The sequence below is a fragment of the Pseudomonas orientalis genome (genome assembly GCF_002934065.1).
Lineage (GTDB): Bacteria > Pseudomonadota > Gammaproteobacteria > Pseudomonadales > Pseudomonadaceae > Aquipseudomonas > Aquipseudomonas orientalis_A.
The window spans coordinates 2256661-2269248 of the sequence record NZ_CP018049.1 but is presented as its reverse complement, the minus strand read 5'-3'; the positions used below and the strand labels follow the sequence as shown (position 1 = coordinate 2269248).

Sequence of the window (12588 nt, the reverse complement as noted above, 5' to 3'; positions counted from 1 at the left end):
CACTGAACCATGAGCAACGACAAGTATGAACAGGGCCTTAAAATCCGTACGCAAGTCCTGGGTGAAGCCTACGTACAGCGTTCAATCGACAACGCCGACGACTTCACGCGACCGCTGCAGGAGATGGTCACCGAGTACTGCTGGGGCCATGTGTGGGGCCGGGAGGGTTTGTCGCTTAAAGAACGCAGCATGATAAACTTGGCAATGATTTCGGCCCTCAATCGGCCTCACGAACTCAAGCTGCACGTGCGTGGCGCCTTGCGCAACGGACTGAGTCGTGAACAAATACGCGAAATTCTGCTTCAGGTCGGCATTTACTGCGGGGTTCCCGCCGCCGTGGACAGCTTCAGGCTGGCCCGTGAAGCCTTCGCCGAAGCCGATGCCGAGGCCTCCAGTTAACCGCCACATTCAGAGCAAACCCCATGAAACGCGCGCCCCTCGACGACAGCTTCAAGGTCAATCACAACCCGGTCACCCTGCGCGAAATCGTGCTGGAGAAACTGCGCAGCGCCATCATGAATTTCCAGCTGCTGCCCGGTGACCGCCTGGTGGAGCGCGACCTGTGCGACCGCCTTGGCGTCAGCCGCACGTCGGTGCGCGAAGCCTTGCGCCACCTGGAGTCCGAAGGCCTGGTGGAATTCGCCGATGCCAAGGGCCCGCAGGTGGCGATCATCACCCTGGCCGATGCCGTCGATATCTATGAACTGCGCTGCGTGCTCGAAGGCTTGATCGTGCAGCTGTTCACCCTGCGCGCCAAGGCCAAGGACATCAAGGCCCTGGAAAAAGCCCTGGAGGAAAACCGCAAGGCCCTCAAGGAAGGCGAACTGCAGCAAGTGATCGACTCCGTGCAGGGCTTCTACGATGTGTTGCTCGAAGGCTGCGGCAACCACGTGGCCGCCACTCAGCTGCGCCAGTTGCAGGCGCGTATCAGCTATCTGCGCGCGACCTCGGTGTCCCAGCAGAACCGGCGTGGCGCCAGCAACCAGGAAATGGAGCGCATGGTCCAGGCGATCAAGAGCGGCGACCCCCTCGCCGCCCACCAGGCCTGCGTCGATCACGTACGTGCGGCGGCAGCCGTGGCCCTGGATTACCTCAAGCGCAAACAGGAAGAAACCGGCAAGCTCCCCGAGATCACCCTGCCCATCGCGCTCAAAGAACCGCGCATAGGTCACTGACCGTGCCCGGCCCCAGCTTCTGCCCGACCTGCGGCGGCCATGACCTCGGTCACCGACTGCCACCGGGCGACACCCACGAGCGCCTGATGTGCCGGGGCTGCGGCTACATCCACTACATCAACCCCAAGATCATCACCGGCTGCATCATCGAGCAGGACGGCAAATACCTGCTGTGCCAGCGCGCAATCCCCCCGCGCCCCGGCACCTGGACGCTGCCGGCGGGCTTCATGGAAGGTGGCGAAACCACCGAAGAAGCGGCGTTGCGCGAAGTCTGGGAAGAGACCGGCGTGCGCGCCGAGATCGTGTCGCCCTACTCGATTTTCAGCGTGCCGAAGATCAGCGAGGTGTACATCATCTTCCGCGCCATCGCGCTGGAGATCACCGGCCAGTTCGGCCCGGAAACCCTGGCCTACACCTTCTTCGCCCCCGAGGACATCCCCTGGGACAGCATCTACTATCCGGCGATCCGGCAGATTCTGGAGCGCTATATCGAAGAGCGCCAGGCGGGGGTATATGGCATTTACATGGGGAATGATGACAGCGGCAAGATTCACTTCATGCGCTGATCTTCAGCCTAATGTGGGAGGGGGCTCGCCCCCGATGGCGGCCTCTGGGCCGACCAGGATGTTGGATTGGACCGAGTACATATCCGTTTCTGCGGTAACGGCTGCTAATGGTTCCGCTTTTACAGCGGCTCACTTTTGAAAAGCGCAAAAGTAAGCAAAACGCTCTTGCCCCACCACTCGGCACCTCGCCTAGGCTCGGTGTGCCCGAACGCAGGCTTGAATCCGTGGGCCGCCGCAATGGGCCATCCCTGGCCCAGTGCGGCTAACCCGGCGTCCTGCCGGGTTACCCACGGATTCAAGCCTGCGTTCGGCCAGCGTGGTTTAACGGGGCGCCTAGGATCAAAAGCAGATCAAGATCAAGAGCGACTCGCTTCGCATCGTGGTTACGCGGTTGGGCGCTACAGAGTTGTGTAGATACCTATGCCTCGATGAGGGTGTGTCAGCTACAGATAAGCTGGCTGACCCACCGCCATCGGGGGCAAGCCCCCTCCCACATTTGGACCACACTGGGCCAGGTATACCTAGGGCGCCAGCCCTTCCACAATAATGATCTGCGCCTCCCCCACCCCCGCTCTGTGGCCCTTCGCCGCCTGATATTCGGCAGACTCATAGCACGCCACCGCCTGCTCATAGCTCTCAAACTCAATCACCACATTGCGCTGCCGTGCCGGCCCGCCTTCCAGTGCCTCACTGCGCCCGCCCCTGGCCAGGAAGCGCCCGCCGAACTTCGCAAACGCCGCTGGCGCGCGTTGGGTGTACTGGGTGTATTGCTCTGCATCGGACACGTCCACATGGGCAATCCAATAGGCCTTCATCGAGACATCCTCTTGTTTGGAATTTGTGGTATACCATAATACATACAACCAACAAGCAGAGCACTCCCCATGCCCTTCAACAGCATCGCCGACATCATCGAAGATTACCGCCAGGGCAAGATGGTGCTGCTGGTGGACGACGAAGACCGGGAAAACGAAGGCGACCTGCTGCTGCCTGCAGCGTGTTGCACCGCCGAGACTATCAGCTTCATGGCCCGCGAAGCCCGTGGCCTGATCTGCCTGACCCTCACCGATGAACATTGCCAACGCCTGGGCCTGGAGCAGATGGTGCCCAGCAATGGCAGCGTGTTCAGCACCGCGTTTACCGTGTCCATCGAGGCCGCCACCGGGGTGACCACCGGCATCTCCGCCGCCGACCGCGCACGCACGGTGGCGGCGGCTGTGGACAGCAACGCCGGCCCCGCCGACATTGTGCAGCCGGGGCATATCTTTCCACTGCGCGCCAGGGATGGCGGTGTGCTGACCCGCGCCGGCCACACCGAAGCCGGTTGCGACCTGGCGCGCCTGGCCGGGCACACACCGGCCTCGGTGATCGTGGAAGTGATGAACGATGACGGCACCATGGCCCGCCGCCCCGAGCTGGAAGCCTTTGCCCGCAAGCACGGGATCAAGATCGGCACCATCGCCGACCTGATCCACTACCGTCTCAGCACCGAACGCACCGTGGTACGCATCGGCGAGCGCGACCTGCCCACGGTGCACGGCACCTTTCGCCTGATCACCTTTGAAGACCGCATCGACGGCGGCGTGCACATGGCCATGGTCATGGGCCAACTGCGCCGCGATGAACCGGCGCTGGTACGTGTGCACGTGATCGACCCGCTGCGCGACCTGGTCGGCGCCGACTACAGCGGGCCGTCCAACTGGACCTTGTGGGCCGCCCTGCAACGCGTGGCGGCAGAAGGCTGCGGCGTGGTGGTGGTGCTGGCCAACCATGAATCGTCCCAGGCCTTGCTCGAACGCGTCCCGCAGTTGACCCAGGCGCCGCGTCAGTTCAGCCGTTCGCAGTCGCGGATTTACTCGGAAGTGGGTACCGGCGCGCAGATATTGCAGGACCTGGGCGTAGGTAAACTGCGCCACCTCGGGCCACCGCTCAAATACGCAGGCTTGACCGGTTACGACCTGGAAGTCGTGGAAAGCATCCCCTTCACCTGAGGCTGAAAACCCAGCGTTGGCAGATAGCCGGTATGGCAAAGTGCTTGCGCAAAGTTTGGAATACCATAATATGATATTCCATAGGCCGGACGACCTTAACCAGTTGCTCCGGACCGACTGCTCCCGATAGGCGGGCACTGCAAAGCCCCGCTCATAAACACAACAATGAGGGCGTAAACATGGTGTTGAACAAAGGTGCAACCGCGGCGCTGTTCGCGGGACTGTTGAGCGTGGCCACCCACGCGGCCATGGCAGCCGAAAGCGTCAATTTCGTCAGCTGGGGCGGCAGCACCCAGGATGCGCAGAAGCAGGCGTGGGCCGATCCTTTCAGCAAGGCCAGCGGCATCACCGTGGTCCAGGACGGCCCCACCGACTACGGCAAACTCAAGGCCATGGTCGAAAGCGGCAATGTGCAGTGGGACGTGGTGGATGTCGAAGCCGACTTCGCCCTGCGCGCCGCCGCCGAAGGCCTGCTTGAGCCCCTCGACTTCGCGGTGATCCAGCGCGACAAGATCGACCCGCGCTTCGTCTCCGACCATGGCGTCGGTTCGTTCTTCTTCTCCTTCGTGCTCGGCTACAACGAAGGCAAGCTCGGCGCCGGCAAACCGCAGGACTGGAGCGCCTTGTTCGACACCAAGACCTACCCCGGCAAACGCGCCCTCTACAAATGGCCAAGCCCAGGCGTGCTGGAACTGGCGCTGCTGGCCGACGGTGTTGCAGCCGACAAGCTCTACCCCCTTGACCTGGACCGCGCCTTCAACAAACTCGACACCATCAAGAAAGACATTGTCTGGTGGGGCGGCGGCGCGCAGTCGCAACAGTTGCTGGCCTCCGGCGAAGTCAGCATGGGCCAGTTCTGGAACGGTCGCATTCACGCCTTGCAGGAAGATGGCGCACCGGTGGGCGTGAGCTGGAAGCAGAACCTGGTGATGGCCGACATTCTCGTGGTGCCCAAAGGCTCGAAAAACAAAGCGGCGGCGATGAAGTTCCTGGCCAATGCCAGCAGTGCCAAAGGCCAGGCGGATTTCTCCAACCTGACCGCCTACGCGCCGGTGAACATCGACAGCGTGCAGCGCCTGGATTCGGTCCTGGCGCCCAATCTGCCGACCGCCTACGCCAAGGACCAGATCACCCTCGATTTCGCCTACTGGGCCAAGAACGGTCCGGCCATTGCGACACGGTGGAATGAATGGCTAGTCAAATGAAAATGACGGCAACCACGCCGGCCGGGGGCGCCCTCGGCGGTACCGTTGGCGCGAAGGCCGGGGCGCCGTCCCTGGCGCAGCGTTGGCGCGGATCGAGCAACCTGATTCCGGCGCTGCTGTTCCTTGGCCTGTTCTTCCTGGCGCCACTGATCGGCCTGCTGCTGCGCGGCGTGCTGGAGCCGGTGCCGGGCCTGGGCAACTACGAACAGCTGTTTGCCAACTCGGCGTATGCGCGGGTGTTGCTCAATACCTTTTCAGTGGCCGGCCTGGTGACCCTGTTCAGCCTGCTGCTGGGCTTTCCGCTGGCCTGGGCGATTACCCTGGTGCCGCGCGGCTGGGGCCGTTGGATCCTGAGTATCGTGCTGCTGTCGATGTGGACCAGCCTGCTCGCCCGCACCTATTCCTGGCTGGTATTGCTGCAAGCCTCGGGAGTGATCAACAAGGCGTTGATGGCCATGGGCATCATCGATCAACCGCTGGAGATGGTGCATAACCTCACCGGCGTGGTAATCGGCATGAGCTACATCATGATTCCTTTCATCGTGTTGCCGCTGCAGGCGACCATGCAGGCCATCGACCCGATGATCCTGCAGGCCGGCTCCATCTGTGGCGCCAGCCCGTGGACCAACTTCTTGCGCGTCTTCCTGCCGCTGTGCCGGCCGGGGTTGTTTTCCGGCGGGTTGATGGTGTTTGTGATGTCCCTCGGCTACTACGTCACCCCAGCCCTGCTGGGCGGTGCGCAGAACATGATGCTGCCCGAGTTCATCATCCAGCAGGTGCAATCGTTCCTCAATTGGGGCCTGGCCAGTGCCGGTGCGGCGTTGCTGATTTTGATCACGCTGGTGCTGTTCTACTTCTACCTGAAGCTTCAGCCGGAATCCCCGGTTGGCGCCAGCAACGCGAGGTAAGCCGTCATGCTCCTGACCCCCAACGCCATGAGCCGCAGGCTGCGCCTGGGCCTCTACACCACCACCGGTTTGATTGGCCTGTTCCTGCTCTTGCCGATCGTGTTTATCGTGCTGCTGTCGTTCGGCTCGTCGCAATGGCTGGTGTTCCCGCCGCCCGGCTGGACGCTGAAATGGTACGGCCAGTTCTTCTCCAACCCCGACTGGATGAACGCGGCGCTGGCCAGCCTCAAGGTGGCAGTGCTGACCACGGTGTTCGCCGTCGCGCTGGGGTTGCCTACCGCCTTTGCCTTGGTGCGCGGGCGCTTCCCCGGTCGAGAACTGCTCTATGGTTTGTTCACCCTGCCGATGATCGTGCCGCTGGTGATCATCGCCGTGGCGGTGTACGCGCTGTTCCTCAAGCTCGGCTACACCGGCACGATGTTCGCCTTTGTGGTCAGCCATGTGATCGTTGCGCTGCCGTTCACCATCATCTCGATCATCAACTCGCTGAAGCTGTTCGACCAGTCGATTGAAGACGCGGCGGTGATCTGCGGCGCCTCGCGCGTACAGGCGGTATTCAAGGTGACCTTCCCGGCGATTCGCCCAGGGATGGTGGCCGGTGCGCTGTTCGCCTTTCTCGTTTCGTGGGACGAAGTGGTGCTCAGCGTGATGATGGCCAGCCCGACGCTGCAAACCCTTCCCGTGAAAATGTGGACCACCCTGCGCCAGGACCTGACGCCTGTGATCGCCGTCGCTTCGACGTTGCTGATCGGCCTGTCGGTACTGGTCATGGTGATTGCCGCCGCCCTTCGTCGGCGCACTGAAACCCGCGCCTAAGCGCCCAGGAGCAGAACATGAGTGCAGTGATCCAAGATGTCGCGCAGAACCCCGGCCAACCCCTGGTCAGCCTGCGCAACCTGAACAAGTACTACGGCGACTTTGCCGCCGTGGACAACATCTCCCTGGACATCCAGGACGGCGAGTTCCTTACCTTCCTCGGCTCCAGCGGCTCGGGCAAGAGCACCACCCTGTCGATGCTCGCCGGCTTTGAAACGCCGAGCAGCGGCGAGGTCCTGGTGAGCGGGCAATCCCTGGTCAACGTGCCGCCGCACAAGCGCGACATCGGCATGGTGTTCCAACGCTACTCGCTGTTTCCGCACTTGTCGGTGCGCGACAACATCGCCTTCCCCCTGGCCATCCGCAAACTGGCCAGCGCCGAACGCGAGAAACGCGTCGACGCCATGCTCAAGCTGGTACAGCTGGAACCGTTCGCCCATCGCCGCCCTTCGCAACTCTCCGGCGGCCAGCAACAGCGCGTCGCCATCGCCCGCGCGCTGGTGTACGAGCCACGTATCCTGCTGATGGACGAACCCCTCGGCGCCCTCGACAAGAAATTGCGTGAAGACCTGCAGGACGAGCTGCGCCAGCTGCACCGGCGCCTGGGCATCACCATTGTCTATGTGACCCATGACCAGGAAGAAGCCATGCGCCTGTCCCAGCGCATCGCGATTTTCAGCCACGGCAAAATCGTCGGCCTGGGCAGCGGTTTCGACCTGTACCAGAACCCGCCGAACGCGTTCGTCGCCTCGTTCCTGGGCAATTCCAACTTCCTCAAGCTCAAGGCCCAGGGCAATGCGGCGGCGTCGTTCGAAGGGCAGTCGCTGTCGATCCGCATGACCAGCGGGCTGCGCACCGAGCAGGACGTATTGCTGATGGTGCGCCCGGAAAAGGCCCTGGCGCTGAGCGTCGAACAGGCCGCCGAGCAACCGTTGGCGGCGGGCTGGAATGAAGTCTCGGCGATTGTCGGGGAGGTGCTGTTTCTGGGCGAGAGCCAGACATGCGCGGTGAAGACCCTGGGCGGTACGTCGATGGCGGTCAAGGCGCTCTCGGCAGCGGGCATGCCGCTCAAGGCCGGCGACCCGGTGCGGGTGCGCTGGGCCACGGCGGATGCATGTGTGTATACGCAGTGGGCGGAGAGTGATTTGAACAAGGCGGCCGGGGCGCATTGAGCTTGCTTTGGAATGCTTCATGTGGCAGCGGCTGGGAGAGCGCCAGCTGGTTTGTAGCTGGCCGTTCCACCATCGCAGCGTCGCATCAACCTCTGTACCAAATGACCCAGATGACGGTTCCAACCACCCAGATATGACTGATGCGATAGGGCCACAGGGCCCATCTTCTGAGCGCTAAGGGAACTAATGCCAACTCGTCCTCGGTGACCAGGCCAGCTTTCACAAAACGCTTGGAATCAGACAGGAAATCAATCATAAGCCCCATGCGGTAAAACTTATCGATCCGTTGGTTCCTTTTCCAAAAACGTTTGTGCCTACGAACACATTCGTTCTCACTGAAGTAGCTTTCCAGCTCGTCCAGTTTTCTGTATTCGGCGTATAGCATCAGCCCCAGAAGGATGAACACCCCCGCCATCAGCACGATGCTATAGACAAGAAAGAGCGACATTATTAAGCCCCCTCTGATTGAAATAAAAAAACACCATCGACTTCTACGATCTCTCCACCCATGAAAGCACCAACATCTCCCAAAGAAGAACCTCCTGCATACCCTCCCGCAGCGCCACCGATAATTCCACAGGCCAACTCGGCGCGCCCCTTGGTGGCGACCGCGAAAGCTATCCGGCAAAGGCTGCCCCCAACCTTTGCACCGAAATTGCCAATCCAGGCAGCCCCCGCCACGCTACCCGCCAACCGCCCCGTCTCCACATACCTGGCCCGCCGACACTGGGCCTCCCTCCCCGTCATACACGCCTCCTCGATCTCCAATCCCGCCGCCCCAACGTCCATCGCCAGGCCCACATACATACCCTTGCCCAACCACTTCGACACCCGGGCAATCGCCGCCATCCGTTGGGCATACCCGGCAATCTCACCCTTATGCAAATAGCTTCTGGTGGAGACCCCGAGGATCTTCTTCAACGACTGAAATGGTCGGAGCGCTGGCGGCTCAAACCGCTTCCCATCAAATGGGACTTCAAGCTGCTGTAGTCGATTGTGTGGTCGTTGATATAACCCTGCGCCATGCCCTGCATCCCGCGTCCAATAGAGAGGGCATCGGAATATAAGCAAGCGAATACGGCCCGGACACACGCCGGAAAGCGAAAAGAAAAATAGAGAAGTTGCCTACGTCACCCGGAAAAACCGACTACAAAAAAACCCGGCAAGCGCCGGGTATTTGATGTGACGTGAGGGTTCAGTCCGAATAACCCAGCTTCGCCGCCCGGACCTTCTGCGTTTGCTTGCGCGTCGCCAGGCAGTAATACAACGGACACGTCACCGCCAACCCCACCAGCCACGACAAGTCCGCGCCTTCCACCAGGTTGGCCCAGGGCCCCACATACAACGACGTATTGGCAAACGGCAGTTGCACGATGATCCCGATGAAGTACGCAACGATCGCATGCAGGTTAAATCGGCCATACACCCCGCCATCCGCCTGGAAAATCGAGGCAATGTCATACACCCCGCGCTTGATGAGGTAGAAATCGATCAGGTTGATCGACGCCCAAGGCACCAGCACCAGCAACAGCGCGAGGATCAGTCCGATGAATTGCGCGATGAAGTCCGCCGACGCACCCAGCGCCACCAAGCAGCAACCGGCGAGGATCACGCCTGACAGCACCACGCGCACCTTGATGCTGGGGGTCCAGCGGCTGGCGAAGGTCTGGATCGAGGTGATGATCGAGAGCACCGCGCCGTACAGGTTCAGGGCGTTGTGGCTGATGATATTGAGCAAAAACAGCACCATCAGGATCGGCCCCAGCGCGCCGGTGGCTTGCTTGACCGCGACCATGGCTTCGGTGCCTTCCGGTGTGGCCAGCGCCGCCACCAGGCCGAAGGCGAACGACAGGATGGTGCCCAGGGTTGCGCCCAGGTAGGTGGCAATAAACGGCCGGGTGATGCCGATGTCCGCCGGCAGGTAACGCGAATAGTCGCTGGTGTAGGGCGAGAAGCTGATCTGCCAGATGATCCCGAGCGACACCGTGGCCAGCCAGCCGGCGGCGTTGAAGCCGCCACGGGTGAGGAAGTCGGCCGGCAGGTCATGGGCAAAGATGTAGACAAAACCGGCGAGCAACGCGCTGCCCATCACCCAGGTGCCGATGCGGTTCAAGGTATGGATAAAGCGGTAGCCGATCACGCCGATGGCCGTGGCGCTGAGCGCGCCGATCAGGATGCTCGCCGGCACCGGCACCGAGGGCACGATGCCGACGATGGATTTGCCGGCCAGCACAATATTGGAAATGAAAAAGCCGATGTAGATCAGCGCCGCGAAAAACACGATCAGCAGCGCGCCGTAGCGCCCGAACTGGCCACGGCTCTGCACCATCTGCGGGATGCCCATGCGCGGGCCCTGGGCCGAGGCCAGGGCAATCACCACGCCGCCCAGCAGATGCCCGAGGGCAATCGCCAGCAGCCCCCACAGCAGGTTGAGATGGAACACCTGGGCCACCATCGCACCGGTGACGATGGGCAGCGGCGCGATATTGGTACTGAACCATAACGTGAACAGATCGCGGGCCTTCCCGTGGCGCTCTGCGAGGGGGACGTAATCGACCGTGTGATGCTCGATCAGGGGGTCTTGCCGGGACATCTGAGGCATAGGAATAACTCGCGCTTGTCTGATCTTATAGTTGTTTGACGCCATCCGAAGGAAGCTCGATGGCTCCCCCTCAGACGAACACCATATTATGGTATTCCAACATTTTAACAAGACTGATCCGCTGTTTTAGCCCGCCTCTGATCCGGCAATCGCGCCCCGAGAACAACCGCCATCACGGGATAAATCCCCGTAATAAAGGACTTTGGCGGGCTCCGGACACGTTTATCGCCTGTCCAAAAAAGCCCTTGCAACTCCTGTATTACGGTATACCATCAGACCTATAAATTTAAAAAAACCGCTTCATAGCAGAGGACCATCCCATGATCGATGCCGCCATCTACAAACAAGTGATGGGTTCGTTTCCGTCCGGGGTCACCGTGATTACTACGCTGGATGACGACGGGCAAATCGTCGGCCTCACCGCCAGTGCGTTCAGCTCGCTGTCCATGGACCCGGCCCTGGTGCTCTTCTGCCCCAACTACAGCTCCGACTCCTATCCCGTACTGATCAGGAACAAACGCTTCGCCATCCATGTGCTGTCCGGCGGGCAGCAGAGCGAAGCCTATGCCTTTGCGCGCAAAGGCAAGGACAAGGCCCAGGGCATCGAGTGGACCCTGAGTGCACTGGGCAATCCGATCCTGGCCAACGCCACGGCGGTCATTGAATGCCAGCTGTGGCGCGAATACGAAGGCGGCGATCACGCCATCATGGTGGGCGCCGTCGAGAACCTGATCGTGCCGGCGCAACCGAACAACCCCCTGGTGTATTGCCACGGCAAGATGGGTACCCTGCCGGTGCCTGCCTGACACCCCGCTCAACCCGTTTTTTTGCGGAAAAATAACAATAGATCCGAGGTACGCGTCATGAAATTTTCGCTGTTCGTACACATGGAACGCTGGGATGAAAGCGTCAGCCACCGTCAGTTGTTCGAAGACTTGACCGAACTGACCCTGATGGCCGAAGCCGGTGGCTTCAGCACCGTGTGGATTGGCGAACACCACGCGATGGAATACACCATATCGCCGAGCCCGATGCCGTTGCTGGCTTACCTTGCGGCCCGGACCACCACGATTCGTCTGGGCGCCGGCACCATCATCGCGCCGTTCTGGCACCCGCTGCGGGTGGCGGGGGAATGCGCGTTGCTCGACGTGATCAGCAACGGACGCATGGAAGTGGGCCTGGCCCGTGGCGCTTACCAGGTTGAATTCGACCGCATGGCCGGCGGCATGCCCGCCTCGAGCGGCGGCCAGGCCCTGCGCGAAATGGTGCCGGTGGTGCGCGCCCTGTGGCAAGGCGACTACGCCCATGACGGCGACATCTGGAAATTCCCCACCTCCACCAGTGTGCCCAAGCCGATCCAGCAGCCCACCCCACCGATGTGGATCGCCGCCCGCGACCCCGACTCCCACAATTTTGCAGTGGCCAACGGCTGCAACGTGATGGTCACGCCGCTGATGAAAGGCGACGAAGAAGTCCTGGACCTGAAAAACAAATTCCAGGCTGCCCTGGACAACAACCCTGGCGTGCCCCGCCCGCAATTGATGGTGCTGCGCCACACCCACGTGCACGCCGCTGATGATCCCCAGGGCTGGAAAGTCGGGGCCAAGGCGATCTCGAAGTTCTATCGCACCTTCGATGCCTGGTTCGGCAACAAGAGCGTGCCGGTCAACGGTTTCCTGGAGCCAAGCCCGGAAGAGAAGTTCGCCGCGCGCCCAGAGTTCGAGCTGGAGAGCCTGCACAAAACCGCGATGATCGGCACCGCAGAAGAGATCATCCCGCGCATTCAGTACTACCAGGAACTGGGCGTGGATGAGTTCAGCTTCTGGTGCGACAACAGCCTGCCCCATGCCGAGAAAAAGAAGTCCCTGACACTGTTTATCGAGCAGGTAATGCCAGCGTTTCGCTGACCGACTGCCGGCGCCCTCTGTAGGAGCGAGCTTGCTCGCGAAAAACGTCAACGATAACGCGTGCTTCCTGAATCAACGCGGTGTCTGTGAGTTTTTCGCGAGCAAGCTCGCTCCTACAAAGGGCGGTGACCGGCATCAGGGCTTGCCCGTCCTACGTTCTTTGCCCTCGGCCCATCATCGCAGCATCTGTAACAGTCTATTGCACGAGCATAATGTACTAACCAGTTACTTATCTTGCTAAAATCG

14 protein-coding genes are annotated in these 12588 nt (G+C 61.3%); 10 read left to right on the top strand and 4 right to left on the bottom strand.

Features of this window, described 5'->3' with window-relative positions; genetic code table 11:
- The first annotated feature begins 9 nt into the window (after positions 1-9).
- Genes BOP93_RS10365 through BOP93_RS10355 form a run of 3 tightly spaced genes read left to right on the top strand, consistent with a single transcriptional unit; the run spans position 10 to position 1741 of the window.
- Positions 10-399 (top strand): carboxymuconolactone decarboxylase family protein, encoded by a 390-nt coding sequence (locus tag BOP93_RS10365; RefSeq protein ID WP_065883580.1) that lies wholly within the window; start codon positions 10-12, stop codon positions 397-399.
- A 23-nt stretch (positions 400-422) separates the two neighbouring features.
- Complete coding sequence (locus BOP93_RS10360; RefSeq protein WP_057721964.1) at positions 423-1175, top strand: GntR family transcriptional regulator; 753 nt, start codon at positions 423-425, stop codon at positions 1173-1175.
- 2 nt (positions 1176-1177) lie between these two features.
- The gene (locus BOP93_RS10355; protein ID WP_104502524.1) at positions 1178-1741 is read left to right on the top strand and encodes an NUDIX hydrolase; all 564 of its coding nucleotides are present in this window, start codon (positions 1178-1180) and stop codon (positions 1739-1741) included.
- A gap of 521 nt (positions 1742-2262) precedes the next feature.
- On the opposite strand, the gene BOP93_RS10345 is transcribed toward BOP93_RS10355, so the two are convergent.
- Positions 2263-2556, bottom strand: a complete 294-nt coding sequence (locus tag BOP93_RS10345) for a DUF1330 domain-containing protein (protein WP_065898441.1) — start codon at positions 2554-2556, stop codon at positions 2263-2265.
- Between the two features lie 69 nt (positions 2557-2625).
- Here BOP93_RS10345 and ribBA point away from each other — a divergent pair, with 69 nt between their 5' ends.
- From ribBA to BOP93_RS10320, 5 genes are all read left to right on the top strand, one after another.
- On the top strand, positions 2626-3732 hold the full coding sequence (gene ribBA / locus BOP93_RS10340; protein WP_104502523.1) for a bifunctional 3,4-dihydroxy-2-butanone-4-phosphate synthase/GTP cyclohydrolase II: 1107 nt from the start codon (positions 2626-2628) through the stop codon (positions 3730-3732).
- Between the two features lie 179 nt (positions 3733-3911).
- Complete coding sequence (locus BOP93_RS10335; protein ID WP_104502522.1) at positions 3912-4937, top strand: ABC transporter substrate-binding protein; 1026 nt, start codon at positions 3912-3914, stop codon at positions 4935-4937.
- On the top strand, positions 4922-5845 hold the full coding sequence (locus BOP93_RS10330) for an ABC transporter permease (RefSeq protein ID WP_104502521.1): 924 nt from the start codon (positions 4922-4924) through the stop codon (positions 5843-5845). The genes BOP93_RS10335 and BOP93_RS10330 overlap by 16 nt, the downstream gene beginning before the upstream one ends.
- Before the next feature lie 6 nt (positions 5846-5851).
- Positions 5852-6661 carry an ABC transporter permease gene (locus tag BOP93_RS10325; protein ID WP_104502520.1) on the top strand — a complete coding sequence of 270 codons (810 nt, stop codon included), beginning with the start codon at positions 5852-5854 and terminating at the stop codon, positions 6659-6661.
- A 17-nt stretch (positions 6662-6678) separates the two neighbouring features.
- Complete coding sequence (locus BOP93_RS10320) at positions 6679-7833, top strand: ABC transporter ATP-binding protein (protein WP_104502519.1); 1155 nt, start codon at positions 6679-6681, stop codon at positions 7831-7833.
- 85 nt (positions 7834-7918) lie between these two features.
- Here BOP93_RS10320 and BOP93_RS10315 read toward each other — a convergent pair whose 3' ends face one another.
- The 3 genes from BOP93_RS10315 to BOP93_RS10305 form a co-directional block, all read right to left on the bottom strand.
- Positions 7919-8281: a hypothetical protein gene (locus tag BOP93_RS10315; RefSeq protein ID WP_104502518.1), complete on the bottom strand. Its 363-nt coding sequence runs from the start codon at positions 8279-8281 to the stop codon at positions 7919-7921.
- Positions 8282-8283: 2 nt separating this feature from the next.
- Positions 8284-8754, bottom strand: coding sequence for a hypothetical protein (locus BOP93_RS10310; RefSeq protein ID WP_104502517.1), 471 nt, complete (start codon positions 8752-8754; stop codon positions 8284-8286).
- A 274-nt stretch (positions 8755-9028) separates the two neighbouring features.
- On the bottom strand, positions 9029-10435 hold the full coding sequence (locus BOP93_RS10305) for a purine-cytosine permease family protein (protein ID WP_104502516.1): 1407 nt from the start codon (positions 10433-10435) through the stop codon (positions 9029-9031).
- A 320-nt stretch (positions 10436-10755) separates the two neighbouring features.
- On the opposite strand from BOP93_RS10305, the gene BOP93_RS10300 reads away from it, so the two are divergent.
- Both BOP93_RS10300 and BOP93_RS10295 read left to right on the top strand, forming a co-directional pair.
- The gene (locus tag BOP93_RS10300; protein WP_104502515.1) at positions 10756-11241 is read left to right on the top strand and encodes a flavin reductase family protein; all 486 of its coding nucleotides are present in this window, start codon (positions 10756-10758) and stop codon (positions 11239-11241) included.
- Positions 11242-11298: 57 nt separating this feature from the next.
- Complete coding sequence (locus tag BOP93_RS10295) at positions 11299-12342, top strand: LLM class flavin-dependent oxidoreductase (protein WP_104502514.1); 1044 nt, start codon at positions 11299-11301, stop codon at positions 12340-12342.
- The last annotated feature ends 246 nt before the right edge of the window (positions 12343-12588 follow it).